This window comes from Methanobrevibacter sp. (assembly GCF_045116495.1).
Lineage (GTDB): Archaea > Methanobacteriota > Methanobacteria > Methanobacteriales > Methanobacteriaceae > Methanocatella.
In genome coordinates, this window is the sequence record NZ_JBGULU010000100.1 from 1 (window position 1) to 19358 (window position 19358).

The following is a 19358-nucleotide window of genomic DNA, read 5'->3' on the forward strand; positions in this document are numbered from 1 at the left end:
TTTCTATGATTGAGTATTTGACAGTTCTCACTTCAATATTTGCTTCAAACTTGTTTAAACAGAATAATATTGCCATGATGAGGGTCAGTCCAAAGAATATGTTGTCTGTAATGCTGTTGTCTATGTTGAATATTTGAACAACAATTACATAGCCCAGCAGTAATATGAAACTAAATATAAAATAGTTTTTGTTGATGTCAATGAGGTTAATCCACTTTTCAGGTGTTTGCATAGGCAGTTCCCTAATGTTGAAATGCTGATAAAGAATATTCCGAATATTAAAGTGAAATTAAAGAGATTCAAAACATATGCCGTTTTTGTAATAAAACTGGATAATGGATAAATTACAAACATTTTGGGATATGCTTCAAAGGATATGTATATCAGCGCCCAATAGACAATTGAAACAATTAATGCTATGATTAGGAATTTAAAGATGTTTTCTGTAGAATTGAATTTTGGCGTGTTTATTGTTTCTTCCTTAAATGGGGTATACCATAATTTGTATGCTAGTATAGATATGAAAAACATTATAGAAAAATCAATTAATGCGGCTATTGGATCCGCTCCTTCACAAAGCTGCCAGATAAGGCTGGCAAGGGCTTGGCCTAAACCTCCAATGGGACCAAACATCATTCCAAAAACGGGTGCAACACCAATATCTGCGACTATATATTCTCCTCCATAGGGCATATGCTCAAAAAAATAATATAAGATAAATTCCACTATAAAAGTGAAAATAAAAATGAATTTTTTATTATTAAATAGTTTTTTAAGCATTTTGTCCCTTTATAATATTTTTTTTGAAATGTAAGTAATGTAATTTATATGATTGAAAAGTTATATTACTTTTGTTTAATCTTTTGTTATTGAGATTATTTTTTTTAATTTTGTGAATGTGAGGGCAAAATATATAATCAATAGTCAGAATATTTTAACTAAGGAAAAATATTTTTTGTTTGATTTTTTGATGATATTATGAAACAAGTAATGGTTGTAAGAACAGATTTAAAAATGCGTAAGGGAAAAATCGCCGCTCAGTGTTGCCATGGAGCAATTGGAGCATATAAAAAATCACCTGCTGATAAAATTAGGAAATGGGAAAATGAGGCCTATGCCAAGGTTGTTTTGAAAGTCCAGACTTTGGAGGAGTTAACTGCACTTAAGAAATTGGCTGATGAAAAGGGCATTGCCAATTATCTGGTAGTTGATGCTGGACGTACTCAGATACCTACATCAAGCGTTACAGTTTTGGCACTAGGTCCCGATGAAGATGAAATTCTTGATGAAGTGACAGGGGATTTGAAACTTTTATGAATGAAGTGTAATTTTAATGATAGCTATTTTTAATTAAACAAGGTCGTGATTATTATCATAAAACAGGTTGTAAAAATCGGGGGGAGTCTGTTCCCGAATTATGCAATAACATTGGCGGATAAATTAAAAGGCACTGATTCATGTATAATTTTGGGTGGAGGTGAATTTGCCAATCTTATTCGTAAATATGATGATGAAATGAACTTTTCAGATGAAATAAATCATTGGACTGCTATTGATTGCATGGATATTATAGCAAAACTTGTCAATGATAAACTGGATTCCACAAGATTGGCATTTTCAATAGATGAAGTTAATGATATCTCAGATGAGGGGTTCACTCCCATTTTTGTTGTTTCTGAATTCTTAAAGTCAGAAGATCCTTTTGAATGCTCATGGGATGTGACTTCAGATTCAATTGCTGCTTATGTGGCGCACCTGTTAAATGCGAACCTTTTTATAGTAACAAATGTAAATGGTATATATACCCAAGAACCGAAAGAGCTAGGTTCAGCATTCATAAGTAAAATTGATGCAAAAACTTTACTAACTTTTCAAGAGTCATCGATTGATGTAATGTTGCCGTCTCTTTTATTAGAGTTTGGGACTGATTGTTATGTTGTGAATGGGAAGTTCCCTGAAAGGGTTTTATCTCTTATAGATGATAATAAAAATGATTATAACTTCGAATACACACAAATTATAGGTGATTAAAGATGAAAACTGTAGAATGTATTTCATGTAAACAAGAAATTCCATTAACCGGACCGTTCGTTGAATTCGAATGTCCTCTTTGTGGAGCAAAAATTGCAAGATGTGAAAAATGTCGTACTTTTGGTCATGCTTACAAATGCGAATGCGGATTTGAAGGACCATAAACATAAATGGAGGAATTAGAATGGGTGAAGTATTAACAACTATGAAAATTATGCCAGACAGTCCGGATGTAGATTTAGAAGCTATTAAAGCAACTATCGAAAGTTCCATGCCTGAAGGTGCTGAACTTCATGATATGAAAGAAGAACCAATTGCTTTTGGTTTAGTAGCTATCATATTAAGTTTCATCACCGAAGATGGTGAAGGCGGATCAGGACCTGTTGAAGAAATGGTTTCAGCTATTGATGGCGTAGCTAGTATTGAAATTACTGGCGTTGGAAGATTAATGTAAAATCTTTCTATTTTTTTTCTTTTTTTATTTGATTTTTTTAAAATTTAGGCATGCCTAAAAATTTAGTAAAGTTTATATACTATAACAACCAACTTTTATACAAGTGACATGAATTTAGGTACACCTAAATTTTCACTTAAACAAACATATTATTAGTCAATAATAATATAATCTCCAAAAAAATTTAATATTAAATTAGTTTTCTCAATTTTCTAATTTAATATTTGGAAATTTATCTGCCAAATTTCCATTTTTTGATGTTTATATACTCCCTTAATCATAAACATCAATACATACTCTCTCTAAAATAGTGATTTGGGGTTTTCACTAGTTTATACAAATATGTCGCTAAACTCCGTATTATTTTTCCTCAAAAGGTGCTTAAATGGCGTTTTTTTAAGCACCATTTTATATTTTTTTTAGGTTTACCTAAACATTTATATATCTCTTTTTCCAATATAAAATATAGTGATAAAAAATTTGGTTTACCTAAATTTTGATTGCTATTGTATCTTGGCTAAAAACCATGCTACAATTCTCCAATTGTTGCTAAATTAGTTTAATTTTTACTAATTTAGTGATCGCATATAACTACTCTCACGAAATTAAATATGAAATCCATATTTAATTTCACCTATTATTTTTCGGGTGATTTGATGGCAAATAAACAAAAATGTTGTGAAGTAAAAGATAAAGATTCAAAAGAGAAAAAGGGCATACTCAAAAAATTATGGTGTTTCTTTTTCGGATGTAACTGTCACTAAATTTTATTCTTTTTTTTAAAATATTATCATTTTTTCTTGATTTCTATTAAATTTTAACAATATTTAAGTATAATAATCAAGATATTATTATTAACTTTAAATAATGTAAAGTAGGTAGGAATTATGGATAGGACAAAAAAACTGATTGTTGCGATTATAATTATTGTTCTCATTGCTCTTATAGCAATCATTGCAAGTGCTCTTTTCATCAGTCATAATTCAGAACTTAATGACGGTAACAAAAATATTTTGGTATGTGCTATTGATGAAAGTGAGGATAGGCCTGGAATGGGGGCTTGTGACATGGCATTTATCGTAACTCTGGATAATGGTACTCTTAAAGATTATACTGCAGTTTATCCTGGGGGGTTAACCCACCCAACGGCAAGTGAGCCTGCAGAAGCTCAGGCACAAGGTGCGGGGCCTAAATTATTGCTTCACGATGCGTTCTGGGATGAAGATAATAAGTTAGATATGAGACTTGCAAAAGAAATTGTAGAAGCCAATACAAAAATTAAAGTTGATTCAGTCGTTGCTATTAACACCAAAGCTTTGGATGCAATACTTAATGCAGCCGGACCTATTGAGGTTAATGGAAATGTCACTACAGTAAGCAGCATTGACATCATCCGTGAAGAGGATTGGGGTCAAGGTGTATCAAGAGGGGAAGCCGTATTGAATGTTGTTAAAGCAGCTGCCAAAGCGGCAAAAAATCCTGACGTTAAATCCGCTATGATTAATGCGGCTCTTGATCAGTACTCAAAAGGAAATATCATAATGGACCAAGAAGGTCAATTTGTAGGACTATTGGCATCAAAAGGAATTGAATCCTTCTTCGGTTAATTCCTTTCTCTTTTTATTTTTTTAAATTTTTGGCTCTAATTTTTTAATAAATACTCCCATAAACATCACGACCATCGGGAAAAACGCCACATAAATTAACATTAACATATTGGATGATATGACATCTCCCATAACTGTTGAAGCTGCCATTAACATTATAAGGATAATAACTGGGCCCAAAATAGCTATAAATGTATAAATTAATATGAATGAATTCAATTTTTGTGAATATTCCTTTAATTTAATTTGCATTTCAAATGAAATGTCCTGTGCAATAATCTCTAAGCTATATGCTACGTTTCCGCCAACTCTCAAGGTACCTACAATCTGCTGTATTGCACGGGTTAGGCCTTCGGATTTTATTCTTTTAGACATTTCAAGAAGTGAATCTTCAGTTGATTTTCCAAACTTCACTTCTTCCAAAACCCGGTTTATTTCTTTTGAAAATGAGCCGTAATTGCCATCCCTTATTGTTATCAGTGTATCATGAAGTCCCTTTCCTGACTTTAATTCAATTCCCATATGTCTTAAAGCGTAGGGAAGGTCCTGATTTAAATCGGAGTAATTTTTCTGCTCTTTAATTTTGGGATAATAGAATAAAAGTACATATGTCATCGCTACGATTATAATATACATTGCACAAATCTCGAATGGCAGGATAAAAAAGAATAGGATAAATAAAAGAATAATGGTTGTTACTGTTGATTTTTTAACCATTATGGGAATCAGACGTTCTCTTACTTCATCAATTCTGTCTTTTTCGTGTGCAGGGGTCTTTTTATTTTTCTCAAAATCCAGTTTTGAAAATATTGACAGGACTTTTTGATTATTGGATTCTTTTTTGGGAATCCCACTTTTTAAAGAAATATTTTTGAAAAATGAAATCGTAGAGAGTACGAATTCGCCAACTAAAATAAAGAAGTTGTTAAAAATAGTATCACCTGTTTGATAAAATTCTGTTTAAAACTTTTTTGCTGTCTTTATAGTAAATGTCTAAAACACCTTTAACTGCGCTGACGGTATGAATTTCCTGGTCAACCATATGTTTTAACACAATTTTTCGGTTTTCGATTTCTTTGTGGAGTTCATTAATTGATCTTCCGCTCAAATTTGCAATTTGCGTTAGTGTTTTGCTGGTAATGCTGATGTTGTCGATTGTATCAGTTTCAGGATTCCACTGGAAAATTTTATTCAGCTGAACTACTCCCTCTTCAATTCCCACAACTTCGGCTACTTCACTGATTCTTCTAAAAGACACTCCTGATGGAGTATAGATTCTGTTTTGCATTATGATAAAGTCAATAGCCTGAATCATTATTTCCGGAACAGACATGGGTTCATTAGTTAATCTTGTAATTGTTTCTCTTGCATCATTTGAGTGAAGTGTTCCAAATCCTGAATGGCCTGTATTTAATGCTGTAAAAAGGGTTATTGCTTCATTGGCTCTTACTTCTCCAACGATTATTCTATCGGGGCGTTGTCTTAAGGAGTTTTTAACCAGGTCATTCATGGTCAATTCTCCTTTGTTTTCAACATTTGCGGGGCGGGTTTCCATTCTAATGACGTGTTCATGAGGAATTTGCAATTCTAAAGTGTCTTCTATCGTAATTATTCTCTCTTTGGGGTTTATGAAGGAACATAGTGCATTTAATGTTGTTGTTTTTCCGGAACTGGTTCCTCCTGAGATGATTGCATTTGCTGATTTTACTCCTAATCCGTCAAAACATAACCATAAAAATGCTGCCAGTTCAATAGAAATTGTTTTTGAGTTAATCAGGTCTATTATGGTGAATGGATCTTTTTTAAATTTTCTGATTGTAAGTGAAGGGCCGTCTGCAGATACGGGAGGGATTGTGGCGTTTATTCTGGATCCATCCATTAATCTTCCGTCCAATATTGGGGTTTCCTGGTCGATTCTTCTGTTGATTTGTCTTGCAATTGAATCGATTAAATCCATTAACTCTTTTTCATCACTAAATTGAAGGTTTGTTTTCATCATTCCGTATTCTCTGTGGTAAACGAAAATAGGTTTATTTATTCCGTTTATCATGATTTCTTCAAGATTGTCGTCCTGTATCAGGGGGTCGATTGCCCCATAGCCGATTATGTCTCTAATGACCTTTTGGGATAGATTGTCTATGTATTCAACCGGGACCTGAAGATTTTGATTTTCATCGCTTAATCTCATGAATAGAAAATTCCTGATGTCGGTTAATAGCTTATCTTCATTGGGCTGGAAATTTTCACCAGAGGAAATAGCTAAATCCACTAAGTTTTCACGGATTTCACCTAATATGGTTATTTCCTCAGGACTGTAATCTTGTCTGACTATGTCATATTGTGGTATAATTGTATTATTGCTCATATTTTCACCTTTAACGGATTTTTATCACATTTTAAAATTAGTATTACTAATTAATAAAGTTTTTATTACTTTCGAAAGCATAATTACTTGCTGGAATAAAAATAGTATTGTTAAAGCAATTGTGAGGTTATTTTTGTGCTAGATATTGATGATAAAATCAAATCTCTGAATGAGTGTGAAAACTGTAGGGATGTCCAAATAAAAAAATTTTCCCCATTAAAGGAATTAATTGATTTTGATGAGTATGATGGGGATTATATGAGGTGTGAATGCGGAAAACGCCCGCTTGATATTGTTATGAGTCATATTTTAAAAATTATGATTGAATGTGAAATCGTCAGCGAAAAGGCAACCTTGAGGCGCAACTCTCCAGTTCCGTTGTCTGATTTTTATTTCAGCAGTTTAAATCCACAATTCATCCAGAAAAATACACTTATATTGCTTCATCCGGATTTTACTCCTGAAGTTGCTTCTAAACTAATTGATGAAGTTCCCGAAGTAAAATGTGTTTTAAAGGGAAGTCCTCAAAATGTTGTTGGGCAATTGAATAAGGATTCTAACATTAATCACTTTGAAATTCTTGAAGGTGAGGATACTCAAATAAATGTTATGAGGACACTGCTTGGAGAAAAAATAATATTGGTTAAAAATCAGTCAAAGCACCATATTGAAGTAGCAATGACTACAGAACAAAAACTGGTCAGATTGCACAATTATCTTGACAACAACGGAATTAAAAAAGGCACAGCTATTGACGGAATGTGTGGTCTTGGAGCTCTTGGAATTTATCTGTTGAAATACGGATTTGAAAAAGTGATTTTCAATGACATCAATCCGGAAATGATTGAAGCATTGAAAAACAATCTGGAAATAAATGACATCAGTGAAGGATTTGAAATACATAATCAATCATTTGAGGATTTAAATGTTGATCATGCGGATTTATGTGTAATTGATGCATTTCCAGGAGAAGATATTTCAGATATTCAAGAAAAAGCAGAAGAAATAGCAGATAATGTAATAATTATCTAGCTACTTTCAATTTTTTTTATTTATCCTTCGGGACTTGTTAGAATTTGTTTTTTTTATAATTTTCATCTAAATAAACATCTGCATATAGATAACAATGGCTGGAATAATCAAAACTCCCATCAAATGGGATTTACCCACTCCAATGTAGTGCGGAAGCATTCCAAGGGCAGTTGAGGTAATTAAGGCTAATGTCATATATCCGAATGGTGCTCCATAATAAAAAATAAAAATGTATAGAATCAAAATCTGAAGTAAAATAACTCCTATGGATAATTTTTTGTAGTCAACACCACTCATCAGTCTAGAAAATGAATCGCCGAGTTTTAAGGATAACGCTAATGAAACTGAAACTGCAATCAGGGATGCAAAAATGAAAATGGCCAGGTGATTTAAACTCATCTCAGAGATTAAATAGGACATATAAACTGCTATTCCACTTCTAGGATTTCCAATGATATAGATTGCTATAAGTGAAAACAGGCAGTCTGAAACATTCAGCCCTGATGTTGCCAAAAGAAAATTGACGGTATCGTCATCATCATTGTCATTGGCTCCGCTTGCAGCCTGTGCAATAACGGTTCCCTGAGCTGGTCCAAATCCTGGCAGGAATCCTAGAATTGCTCCGGTAATGCCTCCTGCAAAAATGCTTTTGAACTTATTAAAATCCAAATCAAGCTCATAAAATTTGTTTTGATGAGGTATTGTTGATGAATCGTTTAGGCTAAATAGGATTGTGCTTATTCCAAAAAGACCGGAAAAGGTGCACATTAACGATACGCCTGATGAAATTGGTGTTTGAAAAATTATCCAGCCCAATATCCCGGAAAGTACGAATAAAAGCAGGGACCATATAAAATCTCTATTATTGCTTGTCAATTTGTAGGTTAGATAAATTGATGCGAAAAGAAGTATTATCCAGGTATACGGCTTTGAAATGTCATGTAGTACTGGCAAGGCTATTGCAAAAATAGGAAGCATCAATATTGTAACTATAATGGCTCCAAAACCTCCTATTGACACGATTCTTATAACTTCTTTTGATCTTCCCTGCAGAACCATTCTATGTCCTGGAAGTATTGAGGTTGCAGTTCCTTCCTGCGGCACTCCTAAAAGCATTGAAGGTACAAATTCAATCAGCGCATGGGCGATTGACATTGCAACCATGATTACGCATAGGAATTCTGGCGATATGAATGACAATAAAAATGCTGATGATGCAAAGAGGATTGCACCGGCCGTATTGACATGTATTCCGGGTATCATTCCAGTTATTGTTCCTATTGATATTCCTATAAAACAGGCAATCACTAATTCTATCATACTTATTGATTATTTTAACTTTAATTTATACTTTGTTGAAGCCATTAATTAATATTTATTTAGTTTTGTAAAATCTAAGTCATTTAAGATAGTTGTTTTCATTTAAAGTGATTGTTGGGTGTTTGCAAATTTGATTTCATTCAAAAAGTATTTGTGTGCATACTGGTAATATAGTATTAATGTCAAAACCGAGAAATATTGTGCTGCTTTTAATTATAGTAGCTATTGCAATTTTAATCAAAGTAACTGTAATGGGGTCTATTGCCAGTTTCATATTTCCTCCGTCACATGCGAGTTCTTCAGATACTTTAATTGAAGATATTGGGGGCGATAATTTCCTAACTGCTACATTGGACGGGTGTTTAAAAATAAATGAAGAAAACATTTCAGATGCTTCTTTTAAAACCTCCAGTGGTGAATGGAGGTGGTATGATGCTAAAAACATTACTTATGTGACTCAGTATGGAACGAAAAATTACATGATTGTATGGAAAACAGCGCCGGATAAATATGATTTTAAAAATGAGGGTGTTAATCTGTATCTTTCAGATTATCTTACTGACCGTGCTGCAAAATGCTTCATCGAATATTCCTATGAAAATGATTGTGTGTATGGAATCATTATCGGGACGGACAATCTCCGCTATAGCGAATCCCAATTGATGTATGATATTTTAGGCCTTAACCGTACTGGATTCGAGTTGGCCTACAGTAATTCAGGAACCAGTTATGGTGGAGGTTACTCAGGTTCGGGAAGCTCTTATCATACTGTTGTGCCTGACAGGTACACACTTTCAAGAACAGATCCTGGTGCTTATTATGACCATTATGAATATGGCGATAATTATGATATTGATAATTATCTGGAATCGGAAGGTTACGATTAAAATTGATTTCTGTTAAATTCTAAAGATTTTAGGGATATTTTAGTTAGCAATTTTAGTAAATCCTCACGGGAGATATCCAGTTCTTCACAAATCATATCATCCCATTCTTTTTCTTTTTCAATTAAAAATTCAGATGTTTCAATTCCCTTTTCAGTTAAAGTGATTTTATATGCTCTTTTGTTCTCTTCATCAACTTCTCTAATAATCAATCCTTTTTCTTCAAAATCTTTAAATGCCCTTGAAACTCCGCTTCTGTCCATTAGGCAAGCTTTTGCAATATCTGATTGGTTTGTGCCCATTTCATAATATAAAAACAGCAGCATATAATACTGGCTTGGAAGTATGTCTGTATTTCTTTTAATGTGTTTGTTCATGTAAAAGTCATGTGTTTTCATCATTGAAATCAAATGATTTACTAAAAATGGGGAATCTTGAATTATATCATCATATTCAATCATAATAAAGTCACCTATATCAATATTTGATATTAATATTTAAATAATATTTATAATATATTATGCACAAGAAACTATTGAGGAATTATCATGGATAAAAAAATCATCATCATTTTGGCAATTGCGAGTGTTTGTTTGCTGTTGCTTACATCTCCTGCTTTTGCAAAAGAAAACGTTAATGTAAAAATTTCTACAGACAAATGGCTAAATGGCAAGGGGGTTATTTTAATTACACTTGTGGACAGTCATGGAAAAGAAATAGCCACTAATGGAAAAATCAATTATACAATTACTGATTCTTACGGCAATTATGAATGGACGTATAAGCCTTACGGCAAGTTTATTCGAATAAAATATGATCCAGGATGGTATAATGTTAAAGTAAAATTTGAGGGCGATAAAAAGTATAATCCGACTTTCAAATCTCAGGATGTTAATGTTAAAACAACCCGGCCAAGTTTTGACGCTTATAATTATTATGATAACCATAACTGGGGATTAAACCAGGAAATTGATGATTATATTGAGTATAATTATTGGGATGAGGAAATTTATGATGACGCCTCAAATTATGACGGCGAAGGATATTAAAAAAATTATTTCAAAAAAATAGAAAAATAGTGGTGTTTATTTTGTTGGAGAGTTATAAACACCAGACTTGTTTTTTTTGGGAATTATGTGGCAGATTTTTCCCAATATCAAATTAGAAAATTGTGAAAAGCTAATTCGATATTTAATTTTGGAGATTGTATTATTATTGACTAATAATATGTTTTGTTACAAGTGCATATTTTTAGGCACGCCTAAACTTTATGTCACTTGTATTAAAGTTGGTTGTCATAGTATATAAACCTTTCTAAATTTTTAGGCATACCTAAATTTTCAGGTTCATTACCATGCTTAAAAAAAATAACGTATGTTATATAACACTTGGTATAAACTTCTATTTAAAGGTTATTGTTTTGACATGCTTTAAATATAAATATAATTAAAAATAAAAATAATTTTATATTTAGGTTAACCTAATCCATATAGGGATAATCTTGAACTAGAAATTTTTTTTAGATATATTGAAAAACATGGATTTTTAATATATTGACATAATGGAGAGAGTAGTTAATGGAAAAATTGATTGTGGGATTGGCAGGAAATCCCAATGTGGGCAAAACTACTGTATTCAATCAATTAACCGGAATGCGTCAGCATGTGGGAAACTGGCCGGGAAAAACTGTAGAAAGAGCAGAAGGTCATTTTGAGCATGGTGATTATGAATATGATCTGGTGGATTTGCCAGGTAATTATGCGTTAAGCGCACATTCTATTGAAGAAATTGTATCAAGGGATTTCATTGTAGATGATGACTCTGATGTCATTGTGAATGTAGTGGATGCTTCTAATCTAGAACGTAATTTATATCTGACAGTTCAAATGATGGAATTGGGTGCTAATTTGGTAATGGCACTTAATATGAATGATTTTGCTAAGAAAAAGGAGCATTTCATTAATATTGGGTTAATGAGTACACTTTTAGGATTTCCGGTTATTGAAATTGATGCAAAGTCAAAAACTGGATTTGAAGAATTATTAACAACTGTTGAAAAGGCATCTAAAAATCCAAGAGATACCAGTGAAAAATTATCCTACGGTAATGATATAAAAGGTCATTTAATGGATTTACAAAATGTAATTGAGCAAGATGGCAGTTTGTTGGGTGTTCCTTCCATTTGGACTGCAATTAAATTATTGGAAAAGGACACTATTGTCATGGAAAAAGTTCAGAAATCTCCAATAAGTTCTCAAATTTTTGCTGAAGTAGATAAGGTAAGCACACATCTTCGTGACGTATATAAAGAAAGTCCCGAAGAAGTTATTGCAAATTCAAGATATGCATTTATTGACGGTTTGATGGAAGAAGCTGTTAAAAGGCCGGCTGTTGAAAAAGAAACCCTTACTGATAAAATTGATAAGGTTGTAACAAACAGAGTTTTAGCTCCGTTCATTTTTATTATAATTATGTTTACAATGTTTCAATTAACATTCACAATCGGAGCTCCTTTCCAGGAACTGATTGATGCGGCATTCTGTGGTTTGGCATCATGGCTTTATCCGTATCTTGGAGGAGGTTTGCTCTCATCATTAATATGTAAGGGAATAATAGGTGGAGTTGGTGGTGTTCTTACTTTCTTGCCGATAATCATTTTAATTTTCTTATTCTTAAGTATTTTGGAGGATTCCGGATATCTTGCACGGGCGGCATTCACTTTGGATATTGTCATGCATAAAATTGTAGGGCTTCACGGAAAAGCATTTATTCCTATGATTTTAGGATTTGGCTGTGGTGTGCCTGCTATTATGGCAACAAGGACCATGGAGAATGAAGGGGACCGTATGCTTGCAATGATGCTTGTTCCATTCATGTCATGTACTGCAAGATTGCCGATCTACGGTGTTTTTATAGCCGCATTTTTCTCTGAAAATCAGGGGCTCATGCTGGTTCTGATTTATTTATTGGGTATTGTTGTGGCACTTGTTGTTGCGGCAATTCTCAAAAGAACAATGTTTAAAGGGTTATCCACTCCATTTGTAATGGAATTGCCATCATATAAAATACCTTCTGTAAAAGGTGTATTGCTGCACACTTGGGAAAAAGTAAAGGGGTTCTTGAAAAAAGCAGGTACCATTATTCTTGCATTTTCAGTAGTATTGTGGGTTTTACAGAATGTCTTCCCATGGGGAGGGACTGATCCTCAAATGAGTCTTTTGGGCATTCTTGGTACTTTTTTATCTCCAATATTTGCTCCATTAGGATTTGGAACCTGGCAGGCGACTGTGGCTATTATCGCAGGTTTGGCCGCTAAGGAGGTAGTGGTCGCAACCTTTGGTACATTGGCAGGAATGGAAGAGGATGATGAAGAGGGTATTACTCAGGTAATACAGAATTCTTTTACTCCATTATCTGCATTTTCATTCATGGCATTTGCATTGCTTTATACTCCATGTGTTGCATCAATTGGTGCAATAAAAAATGAAACAAACAGCTATAAATGGGCTATGACAATGTGTGCTATCACATTGGTTACTGCATATATTGTATCTTTCTTGATTTTCCAGATTGGGGGATTAGCAGGTTTTGGATGAGTTAAATCATCCAAATCCAATTTTAACTTTTTTTTGATTTTTAGTCATAACTAAATATTTATATACTTTGTATTACATAATATTATTACTGAATTTTTAGCTTACCTAAAAATTTATTTTTATTATGTTGGTGATAACATGAAAACCTTAAAAGATGCAAAACCTGGTGAAACAGTAACTTTGGTCAAGTACCATGATGCAGGGGATGTTGGTTTAAAAAGACATTTATTGGGTATGGGTTTTGTTAAAGGAGCAAAAATTACAGTTAAAAAAGTTGCTACTTTAGGAGATCCTATTGAAATGTCTATTAAAGGATATGACGTTTGTCTTCGTAAAGAAGAAGCAGAAAATATTGAAGTGGAATAACTTCAATGTTTTTATTTTTTTTAAAGCTATTTTTATTGGTGGTGATATTATGAAATGTCGCATGTGTGGTTTTGAATTTGATGAGACTCAACTGGAAAATCGTGGATGTTCTAGTTGTGGAAAACACGGTTGCAATAGTATTCACTGTCCAAACTGTGGTTTTGCAAACTCTCCAGATTTAGATCAGGAATTCGAATTTATAAAAAAATTAAAGAATAAAATCAGAAAAAAATCTGCAAACTAATTTTTTACTACTTTCAATATTTCTTCAACCGTCTCTTCAATATTGATTTTTTCAGTATCCACATCCAATCCGTTTTCTTTTAATTTATATAATATTTCAGTGGTTATCGGTGCTTTTAGGTGGGCTTTTTTCAATAATTCTTTATCGGAAAATATCTGGTGTTTGTCGCCTTCGGCAATTATTTCACCGTCGTAAAGTACAAAAATTTTATCTGCAAATTGGTTTACCATCTCTATATCGTGAGATGAAATAACAATGCTCATCCCGTCTTCGTTAAGGTTATTCAATATATTCAATACTTTATCAACACCTTCTGGGTCAAGTCCAGCTGTTGGTTCATCAAGAATCATTATATCCGGCCTCATTGCAATAATTCCTGCAATAGCTACTCTTTTTTGCTGACCTCCACTCAAATGATGGGGTGTTTTATCTTCAAATCCGGACATTCCCACCATTTCTAATGATTCTTTAATTCTTTTTTTAACTTCATCATAATCCAGACCTAAATTCATAGGTCCGAAAGCAACGTCCTCTTTTACTGTTGGTGCAAACAACTGGTCATTTGGGTCCTGGAATACAATTCCTACTTTTTGCCTTACTTTAAGTAGTTCGTCATGTTCAAATATAATTTTTTCACCTTCTATTTCAACATGTCCTGAAGTAGGCTCGTTCAAACCATTGAAATGGGAAAATAATGTTGATTTTCCTGCACCATTAGGTCCCATAATAGCTATTTTCTCTCCTTTTTTAATTTTAATGTTAACATTTTTTAAAGCTTGGGTCCCATCATGGTAAGTATATGATAAATTTTTTGTCTCTAAATGTATCTGTTCCATTATTTCACCTAATTAATTCCTAAATTTTGACCGAAGTAACCTAATTGTCCGCTAAATTTGTAAATGATAATTTCAAGAACAATCACTATGATAATTATTGTTAATAAATAGATATAGTCGCTTTTTTCAGGAGATTTTTTTTCATCAAACATTTCGGATGCATCAGAAAAGCCACGGCTCACCATACTTTTGTGAACTCGCTCTCCTTGTTCATAAGCCTTTAAAAACATCATTCCTATGGTATATCCGACCTGTTTAACTCTCCATTTGTAGGGAGTGTTTCCGTGAATATTGAAATTTCTTGCTTTTTGGCTTTTACGGATTGCTGCAAGTTCATCAACGAACAAGAATAAAAATCTGACCATGATTGATAGAATCATTGCCAAGTCTCTAGGCATTTTTAATTTTCTGAAAGAACTGGCCATTTCTTGCAGAGGAGTTGTTGATGAATATATGATGATTGCAGTTAAGCAAACAATTAATCGAACAAATAATAAAATTCCCCAGTTTAATCCAACATCAGTAATATGCAGCCAGGAATAGCTCCAGATAATGTTTCCTGGTTGGATAAATGGTTGGAATATGATTACTGCTCCACCAAATGGGAGTAGCATTAGTAATCTTTTAATTGAATCGATATATGACAATTTAGCTATTTTTAAAATAATTAATAACATTATCTCCAGTATTATTGGTATGAAAAGTTCCTGTGAGATGACACAAACAAGTATTATAAAAATAGTGGAGATTAATTTAATCCGTCCTTCTAAATTGTGAATTGGACTGTCTTTTGATGATAGTTCATCAAATCTCATTATTTGTGTTATGTCTGCCATATTTGTTCACTGGTATAATATTAAAAATTAGTAATATATTATTATTTTGTCATTTTTATTTTCATAATTTTTTCAATTGACTTTAAAAAAAGAAGAGATAGAAATTAAATTATTTAATTTCTATTTCTAACGATTTCTGCAATTGCATATCCTAATCCTAATGTTACAAGCGCTCCTATGACTAGGGCTACAATTTGCAATACTTGGTTATCAGGATCATTTGCAAATGCATAATCCGGGAAAATGGCATCAGGAATGCCTTTAATTTCTTCAATTTGGAAGTCTTCAGCAAGACCAGAATCTTCAGCTGACTTTTCTAATCCGTCTGGGTCACCGGATGCAATGTATGGTGAAAGAACACAGATTACAACACAGATTAAAACTGCGATTCCTATTAATGTTAAGTCTTTTTTCTCCATTTTATGCATCTCCTTCGTTCCATGCGAGTAGGTCTGGTCTAAATTTGTCTAATGCTACAAGAACAATTACAGTTAATACTGCTTCGATTATTCCAATAAATAAGTGGTATAAAACCATGGATGGGATACCGATATTCATTGGGAATGTTCCAGCAATACCCATTTCAATAGCACATGCTAATGCTGCAATTACTGTAGCTAACCATGCTGCAAAACCTGCAGCAGCGTATTTTCCTATAATTCCGTTTAATCCTTTGAAGGTGTATAATCCTACAAAACCTCCAACGATTGCCATGTTCAATACATTTGCTCCCAATGCAGTTATTCCTCCGTCTCCGAAAATTAATGCTTGGATAAGTAATACGACTGTAAATACTAAAACAGCAGCTTCAGGAGCTAGGAATACAATCGCTACTAATGCTCCTCCAACCATGTGTCCGCTTGTACCAAATGGAATTGGCATGTTCATGGACATGATTGCAAAAATACCAGCGGCGAGTACTGCCATAAGAGGGATGCGTTTTTCATCTAAATTGGATCTTGCCCATTTCACAGAGAAGTATAATGCAACAATTAAAATTACATAGTATATGATGCACTGTGAGATAGGTATAAATCCGTCAGGTATGTGCAATTAAATTCCTCCATTTTTAATAAGTAATACTTTTTTGATTTTATTTATATACTAAGTATTACTTTAAAGTATTATTTTTAGCTATTTTCAGTAATATCAAGTTTATTTGGAGTTTTATTAAGTTTCATTGTTAATAAATCCTATATGTCGCTTGACATTAAATATTTTAATTTTATTGCACTATATAAATGTTATTAAAGTAATACAAATTAGTATTATTTACTATTTTTTGTAATACTTTTTTTAGAAAAATTGCCTAATTTTTGGATTTTGCGATATTGTAAAAATAGATAAAAATGGCTATTGCGAAGTATAATAGGACTTGTATGTCTAAAATTCCTGTTTCTATACCTAAAATGGAGTATGTCAAAATCAGGGAGTAAATTCCAATATAAAAGTAATCTTTTGTTTTTTGCATTATTTTAAATCCAATTCCTAAAATGAATCCTAAAATGCACATTTCGACAAAAACGCCAACTTTTCCAAAATCAACCACCATCTGTCCAATAAGTGCTGGTGTGACAGTGACTTCGGTTCTCCATGCAATGAGCTTTCCAACCATCATTCTAGGTCCCAAATCACTTCCAGGTATTGAACTGGCCAATAATTTTCCATGGGTTAGACCAAAGTTTCCTCCGATAAAATCAAGCAGGTCCAGTACGTGCAGGGTAAAGTCGGCTCTGGTTTGTAAGGTATAGAAGGGATTGGTGGATGATGTTATTGTCAGCTCTCCAAGTGAACGAAAATAACCAATTCCAATTATTGCACCTACACCAATTAGCGCTCCCACAACAACTTCCCATAGTGAGACAATATTTCCGTAGAAACCTATTATAATTATGATGAGAAATGCAGCAAGTAGTGGTGTCCTATAACCTAGAAGCAATAATATTGCACAGTCCATTGCGAGTAAAAAAATGAATCTGAATCTTGCCTGTGAACGGGTAATATTTTCATTTTGATAATCTTTTAAATATGAACTAGCAACCAAGCAAGTTCCAGGAATTATTAAGAACACTGGCATTGTAAAAATAGGTTTTAATAAATAACGAATGGACGGTTTTAAAAGCGGAATTCCTCCAACAGTCGCAATGCTTATAAAGAAAAATGCGATAGCTATTAAAATCAAACAAAATCCAATTGAATACATGTCCTTTTTATTAAAATGTATGATGTTTTCACAGTTGTCATTTAGAAAGTGTCTTGGAAGAATTGCAGATCCGATAAAGAATGCGATAAATGCAATGAGCAATGTTACTGTTAAACTTTGGGAAGGCGTATTCAGTGACAGTATGAGAAATCCGGCAAACAGAAAAATAACAATTAACGGATTGAAAATATGATTCTTTAAAATGTTGTTTTTATTCAGAAAGCTTAAAAAATTCTCACTAGGGTATAATTTTTTGGAAAAACTGTTTACCCACTGATTTTCAATAAAATCTAGAATAGTGAAGATAGTGGTAAATAAAAAAGATTTGTGAAATTCGTCACTTATCCTGTTTATTATTGAAGTTAAAGTAGAATATATTATGCTCATTTTCACACAGCTTAAAATGTTCGGATATTTGTAACTTCATAGTTATTTTTGATTTTGTTCATGTCGCTGTCACTGCAGTTGTAGACTCTGATTGTTATGTCATCAGTTAATCCGTTAATGTTTCCTAAAATGGAACTTCCGTCTTTAAGGCATTGATCATTAGCTTTACTAACAGTTATCTGTCTAATAAACTCGGCATTTGTAGTTTTAATAGCAAATCTTCTGCTTTCTGAATCGATTTTATTTTCAAGTTCCTGCATCTTGAGGGAATCAACAGAATCAACGGAAATTGAAGTTGAAATCTCGTAATCACAACCAGTAAGATTTTTATTCAAGTCAGCTAATGTAGTTATATTTAATGGTTTCACGTTAAACTCTTTTAGATTGTCATAAGTGCTGCCGTCGGTTTCAATGGATATTGTATCAATGTAGATGTCTGCATCTTTAACGTTTTTGTATAATCCCGCAAGATAAGTCTCATTATTGGATTCTATTAAAACCTTAACTGCGGATCCTTCATCAACCCATTTGACAGTACCATTTAATGTTACTTTCTCGCCGTTAGTTGAATTTGAACCTTTAACTGTAGCTTTGACTATTTTTCCATCTTTATAATAATTTAAATATGTTTCCGGAAGTTTATTTATTGTTGTGGAATCAAAAGCAGTTTTTTGAATGCTTGATGAATCATCGCTGGTAATGTGTATAAATGCAAATGCAACAGCACATATTACCAAAATTATTATAATGTAATCGATGAGGGTAAATTTAATTTTCATATTAATCTTCGTAAATAGCACCAACTGGGCAAACATCAACGCATTCACCGCAGTTGTCACACTTGTCAGTGTCAATAATTATCGTATAGGCTTTTCTTGAAATTGCCTCTTCCATACATACATCAATACAGTCTTCGCAAACTCCACATTCTTCCATATCAACTTGCAATTTATACACCTTTAAATTTAACTTGTATAATGTAATTATTTATTACCTTAAATATTTATATAGTTTGTCAAATAATATTATAGTGTAGGTTTTTTATAATTATCCTTGAAAAAGGGTAACATTTATATACTATGTAGATAAATATTACTATTGTATGCAAGGGTGCCCGAGCGGCCAAAGGGGGAGGACTTAAGATCCTCTGGTATAGGCCTTCGAGGGTTCGAATCCCTTCCCTTGCACTATTTTATA

24 protein-coding genes and 1 tRNA gene are annotated in these 19358 nt (G+C 33.0%); 13 read left to right on the plus strand and 12 right to left on the minus strand.

Going from position 1 to position 19358, the window contains the following annotated elements:
• The coding region (locus ACJMLH_RS05395; RefSeq protein ID WP_405275497.1) for a hypothetical protein at positions 1-232 on the minus strand (232 nt) is incomplete at its 3' end.
• 186 nt (positions 233-418) lie between these two features.
• Here ACJMLH_RS05395 and ACJMLH_RS05400 point away from each other — a divergent pair.
• From ACJMLH_RS05400 to ACJMLH_RS05425, 6 genes are all read left to right on the plus strand, one after another.
• On the plus strand, positions 419-688 hold the full coding sequence (locus tag ACJMLH_RS05400) for a hypothetical protein (RefSeq protein WP_405275499.1): 270 nt from the start codon (positions 419-421) through the stop codon (positions 686-688).
• 290 nt (positions 689-978) lie between these two features.
• On the plus strand, positions 979-1317 hold the full coding sequence (pth2, locus tag ACJMLH_RS05405; protein ID WP_405275501.1) for an aminoacyl-tRNA hydrolase: 339 nt from the start codon (positions 979-981) through the stop codon (positions 1315-1317).
• 45 nt (positions 1318-1362) lie between these two features.
• Positions 1363-2031 carry a delta 1-pyrroline-5-carboxylate synthetase gene (locus ACJMLH_RS05410; RefSeq protein WP_405275503.1) on the plus strand — a complete coding sequence of 223 codons (669 nt, stop codon included), beginning with the start codon at positions 1363-1365 and terminating at the stop codon, positions 2029-2031.
• Between the two features lie 2 nt (positions 2032-2033).
• Positions 2034-2195, plus strand: coding sequence for a zinc finger domain-containing protein (locus ACJMLH_RS05415; protein ID WP_292818647.1), 162 nt, complete (start codon positions 2034-2036; stop codon positions 2193-2195).
• Between the two features lie 20 nt (positions 2196-2215).
• Entirely contained in the window at positions 2216-2485 is a 270-nt protein-coding gene (locus tag ACJMLH_RS05420) for an elongation factor 1-beta (protein WP_405275505.1), read from the plus strand.
• An 887-nt stretch (positions 2486-3372) separates the two neighbouring features.
• Positions 3373-4092, plus strand: coding sequence for a DUF4012 domain-containing protein (locus tag ACJMLH_RS05425; protein ID WP_405275507.1), 720 nt, complete (start codon positions 3373-3375; stop codon positions 4090-4092).
• 21 nt (positions 4093-4113) lie between these two features.
• On the opposite strand, the gene ACJMLH_RS05430 is transcribed toward ACJMLH_RS05425, so the two are convergent.
• Together ACJMLH_RS05430 and ACJMLH_RS05435 are read right to left on the minus strand one after the other, a co-directional pair.
• Complete coding sequence (locus ACJMLH_RS05430) at positions 4114-4809, minus strand: type II secretion system F family protein (protein WP_405275509.1); 696 nt, start codon at positions 4807-4809, stop codon at positions 4114-4116.
• 220 nt (positions 4810-5029) lie between these two features.
• Positions 5030-6457, minus strand: coding sequence for a CpaF family protein (locus tag ACJMLH_RS05435; protein WP_405275511.1), 1428 nt, complete (start codon positions 6455-6457; stop codon positions 5030-5032).
• Between the two features lie 135 nt (positions 6458-6592).
• Here ACJMLH_RS05435 and ACJMLH_RS05440 point away from each other — a divergent pair, with 135 nt between their 5' ends.
• Positions 6593-7489, plus strand: a complete 897-nt coding sequence (locus ACJMLH_RS05440; RefSeq protein WP_405275513.1) for a 50S ribosomal protein L11 methyltransferase — start codon at positions 6593-6595, stop codon at positions 7487-7489.
• 66 nt (positions 7490-7555) lie between these two features.
• Here the strand turns inward: ACJMLH_RS05440 and ACJMLH_RS05445 are convergent, their stop codons facing one another.
• Positions 7556-8809, minus strand: a complete 1254-nt coding sequence (locus tag ACJMLH_RS05445) for a tripartite tricarboxylate transporter permease (protein ID WP_405275515.1) — start codon at positions 8807-8809, stop codon at positions 7556-7558.
• A gap of 179 nt (positions 8810-8988) precedes the next feature.
• Here ACJMLH_RS05445 and ACJMLH_RS05450 point away from each other — a divergent pair, with 179 nt between their 5' ends.
• The gene (locus ACJMLH_RS05450) at positions 8989-9696 is read left to right on the plus strand and encodes a hypothetical protein (RefSeq protein WP_405275517.1); all 708 of its coding nucleotides are present in this window, start codon (positions 8989-8991) and stop codon (positions 9694-9696) included.
• Here ACJMLH_RS05450 and ACJMLH_RS05455 read toward each other — a convergent pair.
• Complete coding sequence (locus ACJMLH_RS05455; protein ID WP_405275519.1) at positions 9693-10154, minus strand: MarR family winged helix-turn-helix transcriptional regulator; 462 nt, start codon at positions 10152-10154, stop codon at positions 9693-9695. The two genes, ACJMLH_RS05450 and ACJMLH_RS05455, sit on opposite strands and share 4 nt — an antisense overlap.
• A gap of 87 nt (positions 10155-10241) precedes the next feature.
• On the opposite strand from ACJMLH_RS05455, the gene ACJMLH_RS05460 reads away from it, so the two are divergent.
• The 4 genes from ACJMLH_RS05460 to ACJMLH_RS05475 all read left to right on the plus strand — a co-directional run bounded on the left by ACJMLH_RS05460 (position 10242) and on the right by ACJMLH_RS05475 (position 13899).
• A complete protein-coding gene (locus tag ACJMLH_RS05460) occupies positions 10242-10742 on the plus strand; it encodes a hypothetical protein (RefSeq protein WP_405275521.1) in 501 nt (166 codons plus the stop codon).
• 528 nt (positions 10743-11270) lie between these two features.
• A complete protein-coding gene (feoB, locus tag ACJMLH_RS05465) occupies positions 11271-13289 on the plus strand; it encodes a ferrous iron transport protein B (RefSeq protein WP_405275523.1) in 2019 nt (672 codons plus the stop codon).
• Between the two features lie 138 nt (positions 13290-13427).
• On the plus strand, positions 13428-13655 hold the full coding sequence (locus ACJMLH_RS05470) for a ferrous iron transport protein A (RefSeq protein WP_405275525.1): 228 nt from the start codon (positions 13428-13430) through the stop codon (positions 13653-13655).
• Between the two features lie 49 nt (positions 13656-13704).
• Complete coding sequence (locus tag ACJMLH_RS05475; RefSeq protein ID WP_405275527.1) at positions 13705-13899, plus strand: hypothetical protein; 195 nt, start codon at positions 13705-13707, stop codon at positions 13897-13899.
• Here the strand turns inward: ACJMLH_RS05475 and ACJMLH_RS05480 are convergent.
• The 7 genes from ACJMLH_RS05480 to ACJMLH_RS05510 all read right to left on the minus strand — a co-directional run bounded on the left by ACJMLH_RS05480 (position 13896) and on the right by ACJMLH_RS05510 (position 19109).
• Entirely contained in the window at positions 13896-14735 is an 840-nt protein-coding gene (locus ACJMLH_RS05480; protein ID WP_405275529.1) for an ATP-binding cassette domain-containing protein, read from the minus strand. The genes ACJMLH_RS05475 and ACJMLH_RS05480 overlap by 4 nt on opposite strands.
• An 8-nt stretch (positions 14736-14743) precedes the next feature.
• Positions 14744-15571, minus strand: a complete 828-nt coding sequence (gene cbiQ, locus ACJMLH_RS05485; RefSeq protein WP_405275531.1) for a cobalt ECF transporter T component CbiQ — start codon at positions 15569-15571, stop codon at positions 14744-14746.
• Positions 15572-15684: 113 nt separating this feature from the next.
• The gene (locus ACJMLH_RS05490) at positions 15685-15990 is read right to left on the minus strand and encodes a PDGLE domain-containing protein (RefSeq protein ID WP_405275533.1); all 306 of its coding nucleotides are present in this window, start codon (positions 15988-15990) and stop codon (positions 15685-15687) included.
• A gap of 1 nt (position 15991) precedes the next feature.
• Positions 15992-16624, minus strand: a complete 633-nt coding sequence (cbiM, locus tag ACJMLH_RS05495; protein WP_405275535.1) for a cobalt transporter CbiM — start codon at positions 16622-16624, stop codon at positions 15992-15994.
• A 256-nt stretch (positions 16625-16880) separates the two neighbouring features.
• Positions 16881-18161, minus strand: coding sequence for an oligosaccharide repeat unit polymerase family protein (locus tag ACJMLH_RS05500; RefSeq protein WP_405275537.1), 1281 nt, complete (start codon positions 18159-18161; stop codon positions 16881-16883).
• 11 nt (positions 18162-18172) lie between these two features.
• The gene (locus ACJMLH_RS05505) at positions 18173-18940 is read right to left on the minus strand and encodes an adhesin (protein ID WP_405275539.1); all 768 of its coding nucleotides are present in this window, start codon (positions 18938-18940) and stop codon (positions 18173-18175) included.
• Between the two features lies 1 nt (position 18941).
• Complete coding sequence (locus tag ACJMLH_RS05510) at positions 18942-19109, minus strand: 4Fe-4S binding protein (protein ID WP_295610776.1); 168 nt, start codon at positions 19107-19109, stop codon at positions 18942-18944.
• A 156-nt stretch (positions 19110-19265) separates the two neighbouring features.
• Between ACJMLH_RS05510 and ACJMLH_RS05515 the strand changes: the two genes are divergently transcribed.
• Positions 19266-19348 (plus strand) — tRNA-Leu (locus tag ACJMLH_RS05515).
• Positions 19349-19358: the final 10 nt, after the last annotated feature.

Coding starts and splice junctions, on each gene's coding strand:
- ACJMLH_RS05400 (WP_405275499.1), top strand. CDS start 419: ATGATTAGGAATTTAAAGATGTTTTCTGTAGAATTGAATTTTGGCGTG.
- pth2 (WP_405275501.1), top strand. CDS start 979: ATGAAACAAGTAATGGTTGTAAGAACAGATTTAAAAATGCGTAAGGGA.
- ACJMLH_RS05415 (WP_292818647.1), top strand. CDS start 2,034: ATGAAAACTGTAGAATGTATTTCATGTAAACAAGAAATTCCATTAACC.
- ACJMLH_RS05420 (WP_405275505.1), top strand. CDS start 2,216: ATGGGTGAAGTATTAACAACTATGAAAATTATGCCAGACAGTCCGGAT.
- ACJMLH_RS05425 (WP_405275507.1), top strand. CDS start 3,373: ATGGATAGGACAAAAAAACTGATTGTTGCGATTATAATTATTGTTCTC.
- ACJMLH_RS05430 (WP_405275509.1), bottom strand. CDS start 4,809: ATGGTTAAAAAATCAACAGTAACAACCATTATTCTTTTATTTATCCTA.
- ACJMLH_RS05435 (WP_405275511.1), bottom strand. CDS start 6,457: ATGAGCAATAATACAATTATACCACAATATGACATAGTCAGACAAGAT.
- ACJMLH_RS05445 (WP_405275515.1), bottom strand. CDS start 8,809: ATGATAGAATTAGTGATTGCCTGTTTTATAGGAATATCAATAGGAACA.
- ACJMLH_RS05450 (WP_405275517.1), top strand. CDS start 8,989: ATGTCAAAACCGAGAAATATTGTGCTGCTTTTAATTATAGTAGCTATT.
- ACJMLH_RS05455 (WP_405275519.1), bottom strand. CDS start 10,154: ATGATTGAATATGATGATATAATTCAAGATTCCCCATTTTTAGTAAAT.
- ACJMLH_RS05460 (WP_405275521.1), top strand. CDS start 10,242: ATGGATAAAAAAATCATCATCATTTTGGCAATTGCGAGTGTTTGTTTG.
- feoB (WP_405275523.1), top strand. CDS start 11,271: ATGGAAAAATTGATTGTGGGATTGGCAGGAAATCCCAATGTGGGCAAA.
- ACJMLH_RS05470 (WP_405275525.1), top strand. CDS start 13,428: ATGAAAACCTTAAAAGATGCAAAACCTGGTGAAACAGTAACTTTGGTC.
- ACJMLH_RS05475 (WP_405275527.1), top strand. CDS start 13,705: ATGAAATGTCGCATGTGTGGTTTTGAATTTGATGAGACTCAACTGGAA.
- ACJMLH_RS05480 (WP_405275529.1), bottom strand. CDS start 14,735: ATGGAACAGATACATTTAGAGACAAAAAATTTATCATATACTTACCAT.
- cbiQ (WP_405275531.1), bottom strand. CDS start 15,571: ATGGCAGACATAACACAAATAATGAGATTTGATGAACTATCATCAAAA.
- ACJMLH_RS05490 (WP_405275533.1), bottom strand. CDS start 15,990: ATGGAGAAAAAAGACTTAACATTAATAGGAATCGCAGTTTTAATCTGT.
- ACJMLH_RS05500 (WP_405275537.1), bottom strand. CDS start 18,161: ATGAGCATAATATATTCTACTTTAACTTCAATAATAAACAGGATAAGT.
- ACJMLH_RS05505 (WP_405275539.1), bottom strand. CDS start 18,940: ATGAAAATTAAATTTACCCTCATCGATTACATTATAATAATTTTGGTA.